This is a genomic window from Flavobacterium sp. GW823-FHT06G12 (assembly GCF_058794775.1).
In genome coordinates this window covers 402619-420315 of sequence record NZ_JBXAHE010000002.1, presented here as the reverse complement: position 1 = coordinate 420315, position 17697 = coordinate 402619, and the positions used below count along the sequence as shown (strand labels likewise).

The window sequence follows — 17697 nt, the reverse complement described above, 5'->3', positions numbered from 1 at the left end:
TAATACTAACTATATTTCTTTTTTAACAAGCATAAAATAATCATTGTCCAAGGAACGATAACCTTGATCGTACAAGAAATAATATGTATTTCCTGTCTTGGTTTGTAAAATGTTTGTAAAGAACTCAAAATCAAAGCCTTTTGTTAATAATTTGTCTCGAGAAGCTTTCGATTTTCCGTCTACATTTAACTCTGCCAAAATACGGTAATTTTTGCGTAACTTGTTGTTTATATTTCGCATGAAATTTGTACTATCTTTATTTATTTTGTTATTGTACGCATTTCTACAACTATCGGAACAGAATTTCTTGTCTTCTCGTCCGAAAATTTTGGCTGAGCATTCGAGGCATGTTTTCATGAATTCAATTTTTTAATTTCGTAAAGGTCAGATCTACGGTCTTTTAATGTTTTTACACTTCCATGTTCGTGAAGCTCTTTTAATAAATTTAAATCAACATCGACAATTAAAGTCATTTCTGTGTTTGGAGTAGCTTCTGCTTTGATTCCGTTACTTGGAAAAGCAAAATCTGATGGCGTAAATACAGAAGACTGTGCATATTGTATATCCATATTATTTACTTTCGGAAGATTTCCAACGCAACCTGCTATGGCTACATAACACTCATTTTCGATAGCACGCGCTTGCGAACAATGTTTTACACGAGTATAACCGTTTTGAGTATCGGTTAAAAATGGCACAAACAAAATATCCATTCCTTCATCGGCTAAAAGTCTCGAAAGTTCAGGAAACTCGACATCATAGCAGATTAAAATTCCGATTTTACCACAATCGGTATCAAAGGTTTTAAATTGAGATCCGCCTTTCATTCCCCAATGAATAACTTCATTTGGTGTAATATGAATTTTGGTATACATTTCTGAAGTTCCGTCTCTTTTGCATAAGAAACCAACATTGTATAGATTTCCGCCTTCTAAATAAGGCATACTTCCTGTAATAATGTTGATATTGTATGAAATGGCAAATTCCTGAAAACGCTTTCTAATAGGGTCAGAGTGACGGGCAAGTTCACGAATGGCTTCTGCCTCAGACAGATGATTATAATCGGCCATTAATGGCGCAATAAACAATTCTGGAAACAAAGCAAAATCAGAACCATAACCCGAAACGGCATCAATAAAAAATTCTGCTTGTTCAAAAAGTGCTTCAACATTATTAAGCGGACGCATTTGCCACTGAATTAATCCTAAACGGATAATGTTTTTCTTTAAATTAATCAGTTTCGGACTATCATCATAGTAAATATTATTCCATTCCAATAGAACCGCAAATTCTTTCGATTCTTCGTCACCTTCCAGATAATTCTTGATGATTCTCAAAACATGAAAATCATTGCTTAACTGAAAAGAAAGAACTGGATCGTACAATTCTTTGGTACGCACTTTTTCGATATACGTTTTTGGAGACATCTTTTTGGCATGTTCTCTATAGTTCGGAATTCTCCCTGCAAAGACAATCGCCTTGAGGTTCAATTGTTCGCAAAGTTCCTTTCTTGCATCATACAAACGTCGCCCTAAACGCAAGCCCCTATAATTGGGGTGAATAAAAACATCTATGCCGTATAAAATTTCAGCATTTGGATTATGGGTCGAAAAGGTATAATCGCCACTAATTTGCTGATAATTATGTCTTTTTTCTACTAATTTTTCGTCAACAATAAGAGATAGGGCAGAGCCAACAACTTTTCCGTCAACCAAAATCACCAGCTGTCCTTCTGGAAAAATTGAAAGAAGTCTTTCTATATCCTCAGATCTCCAATAAGAATCTGCCATTTCTGGATACGATTCAATCATTGATTTCTTTAATTGTTTATAGTCTTCTATTTCAAGATTTCTTAACTCTACTTTTTTAATTTTTGCTTGCATATCGTAAGATTTATCTCAAATATACAAAAAACAAATTCCATTTACAAACGCTTACAAATAGTTACAGTCGATAGTAAATAGTTAACAACCGACTGTCAATGTTGAGGTTTGGCATCTTTGCAGTGTTGAATTCAATAAACGATTCAATTTAATAATAACATTAAAACAGTATACGCCATGAGTGCAATTAGAAACAAAGTACAATTAATCGGGAATGTTGGTAATGACCCAGAAATTAAAACATTAGAAAGCGGTAGAAAACTTGCGCATCTTACAATCGCAACAAATGAGATTTATAGAAATGATAAAGGCGAAAAAGTAGAGCAAACCGAATGGCATCGCATAACTGCTTGGGGAAAAACTGCTGAGATAATTGAAAAATATGTTGTAAAGGGAAAAGAAATCGCTGTTGAAGGAAAACTGACGCACAGAAGCTACGATGACAAAAACGGCGAAAAGCGTTATATAACGGAGGTTGTTATAGATGAAATTTTACTGTTGAGTAAATAATCTTTTTTGCGAAATAATTAAACCCGACAGGTTTTTAAAACCTGTCGGGTTTAATACTTTACGGAAAATTGTTTTTATAAAATGGAAACTCCATTAGCGTCAGTTGTAAGTACTTCGCTCATATAATCAAAAAATGGTCTCATGTTTTTGAAAGCATCCAAAGCTAATTCTAAAAATTGCGGACTCAATACTTCTTCATCAGTAAAACGTTTTATGACCAAAAATTGTTTGTAGCGGAGTAAATCTATAGCAGGGTGATCTACATCAAAACCTTTTGGTTTTGTTTTAAGCTGTTCGCCTTGCAAAGCTCCAAAATTGCTTTTAAAAGATTCTGAATTCAATATTTCCTGAAAGGTTTCAGGATCTTGAGCAAATTCTGTTCTTATTCGTTTTAAATCTGTTGCGTTTGGTCCCCAAAAACCACCTGCAAAAAAACTGTTTCCTTTTTCGAGATGAAAATAATAACCGCCGCGTCGTGCTGCAGTTGCACGTGTGTAGCTTCCGCCCCAATAATGTTTAAAAGGTGTTTTATCTTTAGAAAAACGAATATCACGATAGATTCTATAAACGCTTTTTTTGCCAGAAGCATTTTCTAAAACATCAGTTTTGGAAAGCTCTTTTAGTAAAGCGCCTGCAAAGTTTTCAATATGATTAAGTTCTATTAAATATTGCGATTTATGCTCTTCGAACCAGGGTTTGTTGTTATTTTGTTTTAGCTCAACCAAAAAGTCAAGACTTGATTTCGGTATTGTAATATCGTTTTTCATAATGGAGTTTAAGAATCGAGAAATGACTGCAATTTAAAACTAAAAAACCCACCAGAGAAATCTGATGGGTTTTTCTATATCGTGTTAAGCAGTTTTTTTGAATAAATCAAACATAGGACAGCGTGAGCAGCGTTTCTTTTCACTTTTCTTATACTTCTCGCAGCAAGAAGATTTACAATTTTCGATCTTCTTAATTTTGTCAAGGATAACAGCGTTTTTCTTTTTCTTCTTATCCTTTTTTTTGTCCTTGTCTTTTTCTTTCTTGCTCACTTTTTCCTCTGAATTTTAAAAACAGAGACAAATATAAACCAAAAAAGTTATTTTTAAATATTCTAAATAAACTTTAACTTTTTTATTTAGGATTGATAGCGATTGAACTAGTAACTGTTAATTGCTGAATATCACGATCAAAAAAATAAAGTCCTCCTTTGTCCTCACCAATCAAGTTGATTTTGTCTAAAATAGATTTAGCTGTTGCTTCCTCTTCAATTTGTTCAGAAACGTACCATTGCAAGAAATTATGAGTGGCATAATCTTTTTCTTCAAAAGTAATGTGCACTAATTCGTTGATAGATTTTGAAACAAAAAGTTCGTGGTTATATAGTTCCTCAAACATTTCTTTAAAAGTAGAATATGTTATTTTAGGTGCTTTTAAATCTGTAACTTGAGCATGTCCGCCACGTTCATTTACATATTTTACCAATTTAAGCATATGTGCACGCTCTTCGTCTGATTGTGTGTACATAAATTGAGCAATTCCTTCCAATCCTTGTACTTCTGCCCAACAAGCCATTGACAAGTAAGTTTGCGAAGATTCTGCTTCTATTCTGATTTGCTTGTTTAAAGCCGATTCAATATTTTTTGATAGCATAATAGGTGTCTTTTTTGTAAAATTAAGAAAAATTATTCATTTCATTTTTGCGAAAGCTCGAAAACATTAGACTTTTAGATCGATTTTCGTTGAAATTAATAGGAACTGATTTTCTCAAAAGTAGCGGGATTTGAAAATATCGATTTGTTTATGATTGAATTTCTATTGTTTTCCATCATAAAACCATCGGTAAATTTTCTCATAATAAATTGCTTTGAAGCATCATCGTAATAGCTTAGAATGTAATAGTTCTTTAATTCTAGAGCATCGTACAATGTTATTTTTTTATTGAAATTCAAATAGTAAAACAAGTTCTCACTTGCCATTGGTTCTGATTGTTTGTCGCTTATGAAATCTAAATTTTCATTTAACATTGCATCAAAATAAACGATTTTACTTATTGAATAATATTCGCGAACTCCAAACTCTTCGGGAGAATCAGATTTAAAATAGTAATCGAAAGATTCTCCAAAACCACTAAAAGTAATAAAACTGTTTTTTTTGTTTTTAATTACAGAAATACTAAGAGTAAGTCCGTCCAAATCTTTAAGAAATTTTGCAGTGTTTTTTAATTGCTGAGGTTTCTTGTTGTTAATCTGAAGAAAGAAAGACGAGTTTTTAAAGGGAATAGTATCATTTTTTGAAAAGGAATATTTCTTAATGCTGTTTTTAGTATCAAAATCTTTTACTTCAAACAACAATTCGTCTTTATTTGCTGCAATTTGAAATAGCTTTTTATCATTATAAAATGAATTTACTGTTCTTAGCTGGCTTTTAGAAACAGAACGATCAAAAGTTCTTCCCTTCATAATACCAGTATTCAGGTTAACCTCAAAAACTTGTGTTCGTTCTAGACGATCATCAAATGTAAAAATGAGACGTCCATCAGCCAAATAGAATTTGCTTATTTGTGATGTGAGATTAGGAGGATTAAGTACTCCCGATTCTATTTTTTTAATTGGAAAGTATTTGAGGAGAGCATTGAAAGAAATATTTACATTCTGTTTGTTTTTAAAAGTAAAAGCAGAAAAATCAAGCATTTTAATTTCACACTTTTGATTCTCAAATTTGTAAAGAAGCAGATGTTCAAGTTCTTTTTCTTTGGCAAGAATGTAAAAGGTATTATTCTCTTGAAAAAAATTTATAATGTACTCGTGATTTCTCGGAAAATCAAAATTTAAGGATTCTGATTTTTTTTGAGCTAGATTGTAAGTGGTAATGAGAATATTTTTATTATTTCCTGAAATCCAATATAATGTTGGTTTTTGTCCCGCACTAATAGTAGCGCCCAATAGGTTTCTATTTGCTTCTTTCTTTATTAAATCTGTAAATTGATTGGTTAGAAACAATGACTTATTGTATTTCAAAATATTTATGTTCTGATTGTCCCAAACAAAGGCATAAATGTCTTTGGATTCTTTGTCTTCAATATTTAGAATTTGAGTTTTTTCCAGATTATTTAAAGATAATGGTAGCGAATTTAAGACTGTTTGACTGAACAGAACGCTTTTAAAAAATAATAGAGAAAGTAGTAGAAGTTTTTTCATAAATGAATTTTATCAAATTTTATTCCAAATTTTATGAGATATTTCTGCTGTTTTAAATTTTGAAGCATAAAAAAAGCCCTTAAGAAAAAATCTTAAGGACTTTTGAATCAAATCTTCTTAAAAAGGAATTATTTTACAATAAAAGTAACTCTTCTAGCCAATCTTCTAGCTTCATCAGAATCTTTTTGAATAGATGTATCTGCACCGTTTGCAACAACATTTAAACGAGAAGAATCAATTCCAGCTTTTTCAAAAATAGTTTTTACGTTTTTTGCTCTAGTATTAGACAGTTTCTCGTTGTACTCAGCTTTTCCAACTTGATCTGCATAACCTACAAGGTCAAGAGTAGCAGAAGGATTTTTTCTTAAGTAATTTAAAACAATATCAATTGCAGCAGTTGAGTTCTCAATTGGAGTTGTTTTATTGAAGTCGAAATAAACACTGAAATACTTGTCATTAATCATTTTTCTGATTAATTCATTATCATTTGGTTGTGGTGCAACTACTTGTTTTTCTACAACTACCTCTTTTTGTGCAGGTCTGTTTTTGATTTGTGATTCTAGATCTGCTACTTTGCTTTCTAAAACAGAAATATCACTGTCCTCATTTGAAATTACAGTCCAGTCTGCATGTTTTGTGTTTTTACCTAAGTAAACATTTAAACCAACAGTTCCGTTAAAAATCAATCCAGAAAAACCTCTGTTACCAGGAACATATGCTCCGTCAAAAGTACGATCTTGCGATGCGTTTAGAATAGTTGAGAAATCACCCGTTAAAGCAACTCTGTTTGATAATCTAATTTGTCCAGTTACACCAGCAATGAAGTTACCCATTTCATCTGCTCCTTTGTAATTATCGTTACGTAATTGAGCATAACCAAAACCAGCATGTCCTAATAAACCAATAGTGTTAGTCCAGGTTTCAAAATTCATGATGCGCCCTAAGTTAGCAACAGCTTGTAAATCTACTCTATAGTATTTTGAATCAAAATCGATAGAGCTTCCTTTTGCAGTAAAACTGTTGTATCCAAAATCTGCTTTCAAACCAAATTTGTTGTTCAACATGTAACGCACACCGATATCTCCAGTCCAAGGACTTAAAGTATTGGTAGAGTACCCAGCATTAAATGGTCGCTGCGGTTTATTAACCCCTGCGCCTAAATCTATAGACCATTTATTATACCCGCTATTGTTTTCTGTTTGCGCATGTACTCCAGTTAACGCTAGGGCAAATGCAAGAGTCATTACAACTTTTTTCATTGTTTCTAAATTTTAAATTTTAGCCCAAAACAACGACAAATTGTAGGTAAAAACTTTCTTTAAAAGCCAAAAAAGTATTAAAATAAGATTAGTGATGAAAAATTTAAGACTATAAAAACAGTAGAAAAACCAAAACAGATGAATCGTTTTGATTATAAGTTATTGATAGATAAACTCTTTAGTCAAAGCCATCGGTAAATTTGCGTAATACAATCTGTCTTGACAAAATATCATAATAACTCAGAAGAATGTAATTATTTAACTTAAACGTATTAGGAAGAACAGCTTCTTTATGTGTATCTAAGAAGTAAAAGACTTTATCAGTAGCAAAAGGTTGGTGCGTTTCTTGAGTTAGTTCTAGCTTTTTTGTCCAGATGCTTTCGAAAAATACAGAATAGTTGGTCTCAATATTGTAAAAATTGTTTGAAGGAAAATCTCCCATAGGATCATTAAAATTAAAACCGTTCATAGATACGGTTTTCAAATCACTGCCCGATCCTCCTAAAGTGATAAAAAGATTGTTTTGATTTTTGTACACCGAAAGTCCTGCATCAAGAGAAGATAATGTTTTTAAAAATCTTGCGGTATTCTTTAATTTTCGGGGTTCACGGTCTTCAATCTGCATTAGTAAAGGCGAATTACTAAAGCGAATTGTGTCTTTTTTTGAAACCGTAAAGCTTTTTATCGATTCTCCAGATTCATAATCTTTAATATCAAATAAGAGTTCATCAGGATTTACATTGATTTGATATAGTTTGTTTTCGTGGTAAAAAGAATTAGACGTTTTTGGATTTTTCTCTCCAACAGGTTTCATAAATGTCTTCTCTTTTATTTCCATACTTTCTAAATCAATGTCAAACAGTTGAGTTTTTCGGAAACTTTGATCCAAAGATAAAATCAAACGGTTTGGAAGAAGATACATTTTACTTTTGGCTGTAACTTTATACAACGGATTGTATTCGCCCGAATCCATTTTTTCGATAGGATTTTCATTCAAGATTTGAGAGAATGTTTTGGGTTGCGTTCTACGATCAATAAATTTGAAAGAACTAAAATCTAAAAACTTTTCTTCAGCCAATCCGTTTTTAAAGATAAAAGCCGTTAATGCTTCTTTAGTTCTTTCTTTCATTATCAAATAGAAATTATTGTCTTTTTGATAATTCGTTAGAATGAATTTATCTTCCAGCGGAATCTGAAATTTTAAGGCTCTAGAAGTTTTATTTTCCAGAAAATATTTAATTAAAATGATTGATTTTTCTTCTCTAGAAAACCAATATAAAGTTGGATTTCCGTCTTCGCTAAAGCTATATCCCATCAAAGATTTATTCTCGGTATATTGACGGTTGGTTATAAACTTATCTCTTAAAAATAGGGCGCTATTGTATTTTAATATTGAAAGACTATCTGGGCTGGCCGCAAAAACAAACACATCATGAGTAGCGGTGTTTTCGCCAGTCATAATTTGAGATTGAGCTATTTTGTTTTTTAAATCAATTGCATAAGAAGTCAGCACTGTTTGACTTAGCATAACAGTACTAGAGATTAAAAACAAAAAAAGAAAAATTCGTTTCATGTGTTTTTAGGGCACAAAAATTATTCCGTTTATTTATTGACTCATAAGCTCTTGAAAAAGATCTACAAATTGCCCCATGTGCATTCCATCCATTAATGCGTGATGAACATAAACCGCCATTGACATGGTTCTTTTTCCTGTTTCTGAAAGCATCATTTTTCCAAATGAAACTTTAGGACAGCTGTCAGGATAAGTAAAACTTCTTGCATGAGTAAGTGACGTAAAATTCAACCACGGAATTGCTGAGAAATGTATCAAATTATCAGTGTCAAATGATCTTGTAAAAAGCCCAGTTGTGTTTTGAATGCGTTCAATTTCTGCTAATGCATTTTGTTCGAATGTTTTAAAATCCGAATGGTATTCAATTAAAGAGAATCCAAAAGTGCCATCTTCCCGTCCAATCGTTGCCGAAGCGTCTACACGGTCGTTAATGTAAATTTGATCTCCTGAAATTCGGTATTTAAAGTTCTCGATGGCGTTTACCGCAACTAAAGTTTTGTGTAAATAGAAAATGAAAAAAGAAGCGTTTAAACTTTTGGCCGTTTCATATGCTTTAGTACAATCGATTTCTACGGTTGCGCCAAAAAAAGGTTCTTCCATTTGTTTGAAATGGGCAAAATGCTCTTTTCTATTCCAGTTTTCTAAGTCTAAAAGTGTTTTCATTATAATAAATTCGGAACGACTTCTGCAATAGTTTCAAATGAACTAAAATGCTCGTGTTCTATAGTATGATTAATTTTTTCGTGTTCCCAAGTAGTATGAAACGGAATATGAACAGCATAACCGCCAATTCCTAAAACTGGAAGTACATCTGATTTTAATGAATTTCCAATCATCAAAAATTCGTGCGCTTCAATGTCTAAACGCCCTAAAAGTTTTTGATAATCAATCTCTTGTTTGTCTGACATTACTTCGATATGATGAAAATAATGACCCAAACCAGAACGATGCAATTTGCTGTGCTGGTCTTTTAAATCGCCTTTTGTGGCAACAACCAATTTATATTTTCCTTTTAAAGCTTCAAGCGTTTCTTCAATTCCGTCTAAAAGTTCGATTGGTTTTTCGAGTAATTCTTTTCCGTATTGAATGATTTTTTCAATGACTTCAACAGGAATGGTATTGTTCGAAATGTTCATCGCAGCTTCAATCATCGAAAGAATGTAACCTTTAATTCCATATCCATACAAAGGCAGATTGGCAATTTCAATTTTAAATAATTCCTGAGAAATACCTTGATGTGAAAGGTAATCTTCCATCAAAGCACAAAATTTATGTTCGGTTTCTTGAAAATAAGGTTCGTTTATAAACAAAGTATCATCGGCATCAAATGCGATTACTTTTAAGTTCGGTATTTTAGTTTTATGTAACATAAGTTTTTTGTTTCAAGTTTTTTTTGTTTCAAGTTTTTTTTGTTTCAAGTTTCAGGTTTTTCGCCACGACCTGAGCGATAGCGAACAGGCGAAGCAATTACTCGAATTGCACTAATTTTTTTGCCACAGATTATTGGGATTAAAATGATTTTTAAAAATCTGTTCAATCTGCCAAATCTGCGAGAGACTTTTTTTAGCAACAAATTACTCGAATTGCACTAATTTTTTTGCCACAGATTATTAAGATTAAAATGATTTTTTAAAATCTGTTCAAATCTGCTGGATCTGCGTGAAACCTTTTTCTTAATTCTTAGAAAAAAGCTCTTTCAAAGAAATCGTTTTATCGTAAAAAGTAATTCGGATTCCGAAAAGCAGAATGATTCCACCGAAAACCATCTGTAAAGTTATTTGTTCTTCCAAAAAACTAATTAATCTTTTGAATAGTGATTAATCTTTATTGCTAAATTTGAATCATATTTTGTTTTACCAAGTTTTATAAAATATAATTCAATGTATCTATATGTTAAATGAGAGATTAATATTGTGAAAAATGCACCTCCAAATAGAATAGATATTGAGAAAATCAAAACAGAATTAATTTCTAGTTTTTGCAAAATATTAATTAAAATTATTAAAACTATCATATGCATGCAATATACCGAATAAGATATTTTTCCTAAAAACTGAATAATTCTGCCTCCAAAAAGAATATCAAAAAAGCTGTTTTTGTATTTTTGAAAATATAGAGTGATTCCCCAAATTAGAATTAAACAGCTAATCATCCAATTTTTGAAACAATAAATTAAAGCAATAGAGCTTAAGAATATAAAAATATATTTATTATTCGAGGATTCAAATTTTTTAAAGAGTGGCATCGAAAAATAGCCTATTAAAAAAAATATAATCATGTTCGGTAAAAAAGACGGCTGTGTCATATGATTTTTTGAAAATAACATTATGAGAATAAACAGTACTATTATTAGACCATTTTGGATTACTTTCTTTTTATTTAGAAAATAATATAAAAAAGGGATTAAAATATAAAACTGCCATTCTAAGGTTAAACTCCATGATTGCCCCATTATTGTATAAGTAAAAGGGAATCTACTTTCAGGAAATAGACCGTGTGATAGAGTTAAGTGACTAAGTATATTTAATGTTTTATTAGAATTATAATAGGTTTCAATTAGTTTAATTCGTCCATATATTTTCGAACCTTCAAAAGGTATTTGCTCTAGCGTATGCAGGGAAAATTTTAATAGAAATAGTGAAATTAGTAAACAAATTAAATAAATTGGAAACAGTCTTAGAGCCCTTCTTTTTAAATAAAAAAAATAAGTTTCATTTTTTTGAAGTAGCAAATGTGTTACAAAACCACTAAGAATAATGAAAATAATGACGGGAAGAGATCCATCGAAAAAAAAGCTTAGAAATTTATTTTGTGTTTTAGCTTGAGGAAGAAAACCAGATGCATGGTAAAAAAATACCCAAAGTGCCATATATCCTCTCAAACCTTCTAAGTAATTGTATCTCATTATTTATATTTGATTTTTACAAAATAGCCCTTTCAAAGAAATCGTTTTATCATAAAAAGTAATTCGGATTCCGAAAAGCAGAATGATTCCACCGAAAACCATCTGTAAAGTTATTTGTTCTTCCAAAAACAACCAAGCTAAAATTGAGGTAATTACAGCTTGACTCAATAAACTTAGTGAAACTCTCGTTGCGCGCATGTGCTGAGTGGCATAACTAATAGAAAGCCAAGCACACAATTGACAAATTACGGCTTGAAGTACCAAAACAAACCAGCCGGCATCAGAAAAACCAGTGAATGGTTCGCCTAATGAGTAACACAAAATTCCTAAATAAATGCTAGAAGCCATTAAACTTATCGTCATAAACGAAAGAACATCAACAGTAGAAAGCACATTCTTGCTAACTAAAAGATAAATTGAATATAGAATTCCAGACAAAACCGCAAATAGAAATGCCTGATCGAAGTTTAAATCGATAAAAAATTCAAAACCGACTAAAGTTACCATTCCGAATAAAGAAACAATTGTACCAATCCAAAAATTAGTAGCAGGTTTTGTTTTTAGAAAAAAGAAAGAACCAATACCAACCCAAACTGGTGATAAATTTGTCAAAAGCGAAGCCTGCGTAGCACTCGATTCCTGAATCGCGATATTCCAAACTGCAACATCTGAAGCAAACAAAATACCACAAAGTGCCGCTAAAAGTGCAAATTTTAGATTTGGAAGTTTAAAGTTTCCGCTGAAAAGTACATAAGGCAACAACAAAACCACAGCAAAAAACATTCGGTAAAAAGCCGAAATTAATCCTGGAGTTAAGCGTAATTTTACTAATATTGGAAAAATCGATATGCAAAGTATACCGCAGATTAGGGCTAATCTTGGTTTTGTGAGTTTCATTAGATGTATTTTATTCTTGTATTATTTTTCAAAGATAACTTAGAAAACGAGTATTTTGAAAGCAAAAAGCGCAAATCGATTAAAAATCTTAATCGGTTCGCGCTTTTTTATATTAAAAAAAAGGTTTTTATTCTTTTGTTTCTTCTACTTGAATAGTTGGAGGAACTTCAGGAGGAGTATCTTCGCCTTTTAAATAAGTTGGAAGATTTAAACCTGCCATATTGAATAGATCATTTAATGGCGGAACTGTCTTCATCATTCCAGAAACAAAATTAGCTGTAGAACCGTTTTCGCCTTGACCATTTCCAGAATCCCAAACCGTGATTTTGTCAATTTTGATATTTTTAACCGCTTCGACTTGAGTTTTAACCAATTCAGGAAGTTTTTCCAATAATAAAAGTTGGAATGCTTTGCTTGGATCTCCGCCTGCTGCAGCCACAACATCTTTATAACCTTCGGCTTGTTTCTTTAATATTTCAAATAAACCTTTTGCTTCTGCTTCCATTTTAGCAAAGATTGCATCAGCTTCTCCTTTTGCATTCTCTCTAATAGTTTCTGCAGCAGCTTGTGCTTCGATAATTGCTCTTTGTTTGGCAATTTCGGCAGGAACTACAATGTTGGCAATTTGAGTAGAACGCTCTCTTTCAGAACGAGCTAGCTCGGCTTTTTGTTCAGCAAGGTAAGATTCTTCCAAAGCTTTTGCCTGCTGTACTTTTTCTGCAGCAATTGCAATACGCAACGATTCTGCTTCTTTTTCTCTACGAATAGCTTCAGAATTGGCGATAGCAATTTTCGCTTCGTTCTCTCCCTGAATCGCAATTGCGTTTGCTTCAGATGTTTTTACCCTTGTATCTCTTTCTGCTTCAGCTTTACCAATCGTTTCGTCTTTAGCAGCTGTTGCAATGCTAATTTCACGATCTTTTTGAGTAATCGCGATTTTTACATCTCTGTCTCTATGTGTCTCTGCAATTTGAGTGTCTTTTTCTCTATCAGCAAGAGCTTTACCAGTTTCTCCGATTTTTTCTTGTTCAGCCACGCTAATTTTAGCTTCGTTGATTGCTTTTGCAGCAGCTTCTTTTCCTAAAGCTTCGATATAACCAGACTCGTCACGAATATCGGTAACGTTTACGTTGATTAGTTTAAGACCAATTTTCTTTAATTCGCTGTCAACGTTTTTAGAAATATTGTCTAAGAATTTATCACGATCTGAGTTAATTTCTTCAATAGTCATCGTTGCAATAACCAAACGCAATTGACCAAACAAAATATCTTTTGCAAGCTCTTGAACTTGTTCTGATGACAAACCTAATAGTCTTTCTGCAGCGGTATTCATACTGTCAGTTTCCGTAGAAATGGCGATGGTGAATCGACAAGGAACATCGACTCTAATGTTCTGACGGCTTAACGCATTGGTCAGATTTGCTTCGATAGAAAGCGGTTTTAAATCTAGAAAAGAGTAGTCCTGAATTACTGGCCAGATAAAAGCACCGCCACCGTGTACACAACGTGCTGAGGTTCCGCCAGTACGACCATAGATTACTAAAATTTTATCTGAAGGACAGCGCTTGTACCTCGAGATTAATGCTGAAATGGTTACGAATAGAACGATTGCCGCAACTGCAATCAAAATAATTGGGTTGATCATTATAATTTATGTTATATGGTTTCTACGATTAAAAGGTTGTTGTTTTCTATTTTGACAACTTTTACAGCCGAACCAGACGGAATTCTTTCATTTTCTGTCATAGCTTCAAGTTCATGAAAAGCGCCATTTACGCTAATCATAATTTTACCTTTTCCGGTTTTATTTTCTGGAATGGTCAAATAAACTTCAGCAGTTTTATTTAGCGTATTAGTGATTTTAAAAGAATTGTCTTCGGCTAGTTTTTGCACTTGTTTGATTACAAAGAAAAACAATAGGACAAATAAAACTCCAACGACAAAAGCGAGTGTAATAAGAAACCATGGCTTTTCGCCAATTGTAGCATAAAATGAAATTCCAGTCCAGCTAAAACCTAAAAGAAAGTTGATTAGATTTCTTAACGAGAAAAGCTGAAAATCGCCATCGTGAACATGTGCATCAAAATCGGTATCGAAACCATCGGCAATGTCAAGACCCGAAAAAGTAATAATGGTTTGAATAAGAAAAATTAAACTTGTTGGAATCGCGATGTACCAAAAAGATTTAAGCAACGTAGGTAAACTGTCTAATAGCTCCATAATTTTCAGTTTTTCGAATAACTTTTGGCGCTAATATCTCATTTTTTTTGTAAGAAAACTAATTTTAAAGAAAAATGTGCTTTACAGTATTTGCAGAATAAAAAAAGCGTGAAATCAATAAAGAATTTCACGCTTTTATTTTTTAAGCCACTAAAATTTTACTGCAGGCTTTCTGAATTTGTTGATCCGAAAACGGTTCGAGTGTTTCGGCAAGCATTTCACTGGTTTTGATACATTCCATCATTTTTGATCTTAGCTCTTTGTCTTCTCCCAATTCTGTTTCAAGAATTCGCTTGAAAATTTCAGACAGATAATGGGGCTGTTCTCTAAAATCTCCTTCAAACCATAAGTCTGAAAGGAATTTTGCCATTGATGGCATTACATCTAAATGTGTCGGTTTTTGATTTTCTTTAGTCATTTCGAAAATATTAAACGCACGAAACCCTCGCTTTAGGTGTGACTAAATATTCAAAAGAATAGATTTAGGATAGTTTCCTTATCCATCACCATAACGAGGGTTCGCTTATTTTAACTTTAAATAAGTTTTATATAAGCTTTTAAATATTTAGTCGACACAAATGTACAACTAAAAATATATTTTGTAAGAAAAATAAACTTTTTTATTCCTGCGAGGTTTTCAAAACCTTGTAGGTATGGCAATTTATTCAAACCTACAAGGTTTTGAAAACCTTGCAGGACAGCCAAAATCAATATAAAAGAGATAAAAAAAGATGTGCAATAACACATCTTTTAAAATCTTTAATTTACCGTAGCTCCATTTGGCGCATCAGCATCTGGATTTACAAAAACCAGTTTTCCTTCTGCATTTGTTGTCATCAAGATCATTCCTTGACTTTCAACACCACGTAAAGCTCTTGGAGCAAGGTTTGCTAATACAGAAACACGTTTTCCGATGATTTCTTCTGGCGAAAAACTCTCAGCAATTCCTGAAACAATCGTACGAACATCAATTCCTGTATCTACTTTAAGAACCAAAAGTTTGTTTGCTTTTGGCATTTTTTCAGCCTCAAGAATAGTTCCGATACGAATATCCATTTTCGCAAAATCCTCAAACTGAATTAAATCTTTTTGCGGATCTGGTTGTTTGCTCTCAGCCAAATTAGCTGTTTTTGTTGCTTCCAATTTATCTATTTGTTTTTGTATTTCTTCGTCTTCGATTTTAGCAAAAAGTAATTCTGCTTCACCAATTTTATGTCCTGCTGGCAATAAATCTGAATGCTCAGAAATATCATTCCAACCTAATGTTTTATCCAAAATAACATCTGTAGCTCCAGGATGGTTTTCTTTTAAGAATTTGCTAAATCCTTTAAAGTGTTCTTTCAAATCACCTAAATTTAAGATTCTTGACAATTTAGCCGCTGTGAATGGTAAAAACGGCTCAGCTAAAACGCTTAACGCAGCAGCAATTTGCAAGGCCACATACATTTGAGTTTTTACACGCTCTGGATTGTCTTTCATAACTTTCCAAGGCTCTTCGTCTGCAAGATATTTATTTCCTAAACGAGCCACATTCATCAATTCGCCCAAAGCTTCACGGAATCTGTAACGCTCAACCGAGCTTGAAATCACGGCTGGATACGCTTTTAATTCTGCCAAAGTTTGTTCGTCAACTTCTGTAAATTCGTTTGGAGTCGGGATTACACCATCATAATATTTGTTGGTTAAAACCACAACACGATTTACGAAGTTTCCAAAAACAGCAACCAATTCGTTGTTATTTCTAGCTTGGAAATCTTTCCAAGTAAAGTCGTTATCTTTTGTTTCAGGAGCGTTAGATGTTAAAGCATAACGCAAAACATCTTGCTTATCTGGGAACTCTTCTAAATACTCGTGCAACCAAACCGCCCAGTTTTTAGAAGTCGAAAGCTTGTTTCCTTCCAAATTCAAGAACTCATTTGCTGGAACGTTGTCTGGTAAAATATAGCTTCCTTCAGCTTTTAACATCGCAGGGAAAATGATACAGTGGAAAACAATATTGTCTTTTCCGATAAAGTGAACCAGTTTTGTATCTTGATCTTTCCAATACGGTTCCCAATCTTTTCCCTCGCGCGCTGCCCATTCTTTTGTAGAAGAAATGTAACCGATAGGTGCATCAAACCAAACATAAAGTTTTTTGCCTTCGGCACCTTCAACAGGAACATCAATTCCCCAATCTAAGTCACGCGTTACGGCACGAGGTTCTAATCCTGCGTCGATCCAAGATTTTACTTGTCCATAAACGTTGGTTTTCCAGTCGCTTTTATGCCCAACTAAAATCCACTCAGTTAAAAAATCAGTATATCTGTCTAAAGGTAAAAACCAGTGTTTTGTTTCTTTAAGAATTGGAGTTTCTCCAGTAATAGTCGATTTTGGATTGATCAAATCAGTCGCGTTCAAAGTCGATCCGCATTTTTCGCACTGATCTCCGTAAGCTTCTGGATTATCACATTTCGGACAAGTACCGACAACAAAACGATCTGCTAAAAACTGATTTGCTTTTGCATCGTACAATTGTTCCGTCACTTCTTCGATAAAATCTCCTTTATCATACAATGTTCTAAAGAATTCCGAAGCTGTATCATGGTGAATTTTCGCCGAAGTTCTTGAGTAATTATTGAATGAAATTCCGAAATCTTCAAAAGATTTGCGGATAATTCCATCATATTTATCAATAACTTGCTGTGGTGTAACTCCTTCTTTTTTAGCTTTCATAGAGATTGCAACCCCGTGTTCATCGCTTCCGCAAATAAATGCTACATCTTTTCCTTGCAATCTTAAATATCTGGAATATATATCTGCAGGCACGTAAACCCCAGCCAAATGCCCAATATGAATAGGCCCGTTGGTGTAAGGCAATGCCGCCGTGATCGTATATCTCTTTGGATCTTGTATCATAATTCAATTTTATTGAGTGCAAAAATAAGCAATAGAATTGAGATTTTAATATTACGTGGAGATTCGCTGAGTTTTTCCTAGAGATTCGTTAAGATTTTTGCCACGAAGGCACTAAGACACAAAGCTTTTTTATTGCCATAGAGTAAAAGGATTAAAAGGATTAAAAGATTTTTAATTATGAATTGCCTCCAGCTTTAGCTGGAGGTTAATAATGTAAAGTTGTGAGGCTTTAGCCAAACGTTCATTTTTGGCTAAAGCCATTTTATCGAATCACTATTATGACATCCAGCTAAAGCTGGACGCAATTCAAAAAATCATTTAATCCTTTTAATCTGTGGCATATTTTACTTATGGTCTTTTTGACTATATT

Annotated in this window: 17 protein-coding genes and 1 pseudogene; 1 reads left to right on the top strand and 17 read right to left on the bottom strand. The window is 32.9% G+C overall.

The genetic code is table 11. From position 1 onward, the window contains the following. Nucleotides 1-9 precede the first annotated feature (9 nt). On the bottom strand, nt 10-357 hold the full coding sequence (locus tag AC1Q5Z_RS08735; protein WP_008465546.1) for a hypothetical protein: 348 nt from the start codon (nt 355-357) through the stop codon (nt 10-12). Further along, a complete protein-coding gene (locus AC1Q5Z_RS08730; RefSeq protein WP_198855183.1) occupies nt 354-1883 on the bottom strand; it encodes a bifunctional GNAT family N-acetyltransferase/carbon-nitrogen hydrolase family protein in 1530 nt (509 codons plus the stop codon). The genes AC1Q5Z_RS08735 and AC1Q5Z_RS08730 overlap by 4 nt, the downstream gene beginning before the upstream one ends. 177 nt (nt 1884-2060) lie before the next feature. On the opposite strand from AC1Q5Z_RS08730, the gene AC1Q5Z_RS08725 reads away from it, so the two are divergent. Continuing rightward, a complete protein-coding gene (locus AC1Q5Z_RS08725) occupies nt 2061-2393 on the top strand; it encodes a single-stranded DNA-binding protein (protein ID WP_198855184.1) in 333 nt (110 codons plus the stop codon). 74 nt (nt 2394-2467) lie between these two features. Here the strand turns inward: AC1Q5Z_RS08725 and AC1Q5Z_RS08720 are convergent, their stop codons facing one another. The 15 genes and pseudogenes from AC1Q5Z_RS08720 to metG all read right to left on the bottom strand — a co-directional run bounded on the left by AC1Q5Z_RS08720 (nt 2468) and on the right by metG (nt 17327). Further along, nucleotides 2468-3160, bottom strand: a complete 693-nt coding sequence (locus AC1Q5Z_RS08720; RefSeq protein ID WP_343584802.1) for a DUF2461 domain-containing protein — start codon at nt 3158-3160, stop codon at nt 2468-2470. Between the two features lie 84 nt (nt 3161-3244). Then, nucleotides 3245-3430: a hypothetical protein gene (locus tag AC1Q5Z_RS08715; RefSeq protein WP_026727441.1), complete on the bottom strand. Its 186-nt coding sequence runs from the start codon at nt 3428-3430 to the stop codon at nt 3245-3247. Between the two features lie 82 nt (nt 3431-3512). Further along, nucleotides 3513-4031 (bottom strand): ferritin, encoded by a 519-nt coding sequence (locus tag AC1Q5Z_RS08710; protein WP_492444381.1) that lies wholly within the window; start codon nt 4029-4031, stop codon nt 3513-3515. A 95-nt stretch (nt 4032-4126) separates the two neighbouring features. After that, a complete protein-coding gene (locus AC1Q5Z_RS08705; RefSeq protein WP_492444379.1) occupies nt 4127-5578 on the bottom strand; it encodes a hypothetical protein in 1452 nt (483 codons plus the stop codon). A 128-nt stretch (nt 5579-5706) separates the two neighbouring features. After that, nucleotides 5707-6837 (bottom strand): OmpA family protein, encoded by a 1131-nt coding sequence (locus AC1Q5Z_RS08700; protein ID WP_492444377.1) that lies wholly within the window; start codon nt 6835-6837, stop codon nt 5707-5709. Nucleotides 6838-7015: 178 nt separating this feature from the next. Then, nucleotides 7016-8365: a hypothetical protein gene (locus AC1Q5Z_RS08695; RefSeq protein WP_343584813.1), complete on the bottom strand. Its 1350-nt coding sequence runs from the start codon at nt 8363-8365 to the stop codon at nt 7016-7018. A 78-nt stretch (nt 8366-8443) separates the two neighbouring features. Then, nucleotides 8444-9073 (bottom strand): CatA-like O-acetyltransferase, encoded by a 630-nt coding sequence (locus AC1Q5Z_RS08690; protein ID WP_343584815.1) that lies wholly within the window; start codon nt 9071-9073, stop codon nt 8444-8446. Beyond that, complete coding sequence (locus AC1Q5Z_RS08685; RefSeq protein WP_343584817.1) at nt 9073-9780, bottom strand: HAD family hydrolase; 708 nt, start codon at nt 9778-9780, stop codon at nt 9073-9075. The genes AC1Q5Z_RS08690 and AC1Q5Z_RS08685 overlap by 1 nt, the downstream gene beginning before the upstream one ends. A gap of 303 nt (nt 9781-10083) precedes the next feature. Next, nucleotides 10084-10203, bottom strand: a pseudogene (locus AC1Q5Z_RS08680) (DMT family transporter); the annotation flags it as partial. Between the two features lie 5 nt (nt 10204-10208). Next, nucleotides 10209-11315, bottom strand: a complete 1107-nt coding sequence (locus AC1Q5Z_RS08675; RefSeq protein ID WP_343584819.1) for an acyltransferase family protein — start codon at nt 11313-11315, stop codon at nt 10209-10211. Between the two features lie 3 nt (nt 11316-11318). Further along, on the bottom strand, nt 11319-12212 hold the full coding sequence (locus AC1Q5Z_RS08670; RefSeq protein WP_343584821.1) for a DMT family transporter: 894 nt from the start codon (nt 12210-12212) through the stop codon (nt 11319-11321). A 127-nt stretch (nt 12213-12339) separates the two neighbouring features. Continuing rightward, nucleotides 12340-13857, bottom strand: coding sequence for a flotillin family protein (locus tag AC1Q5Z_RS08665; RefSeq protein WP_492444374.1), 1518 nt, complete (start codon nt 13855-13857; stop codon nt 12340-12342). A gap of 11 nt (nt 13858-13868) precedes the next feature. After that, entirely contained in the window at nt 13869-14432 is a 564-nt protein-coding gene (locus AC1Q5Z_RS08660; RefSeq protein WP_198855193.1) for an NfeD family protein, read from the bottom strand. A gap of 142 nt (nt 14433-14574) precedes the next feature. After that, nucleotides 14575-14850, bottom strand: coding sequence for a hypothetical protein (locus tag AC1Q5Z_RS08655; RefSeq protein ID WP_492444372.1), 276 nt, complete (start codon nt 14848-14850; stop codon nt 14575-14577). A gap of 341 nt (nt 14851-15191) precedes the next feature. After that, nucleotides 15192-17327: a methionine--tRNA ligase gene (gene metG / locus AC1Q5Z_RS08650; protein ID WP_198855195.1), complete on the bottom strand. Its 2136-nt coding sequence runs from the start codon at nt 17325-17327 to the stop codon at nt 15192-15194. Nucleotides 17328-17697: the final 370 nt, after the last annotated feature.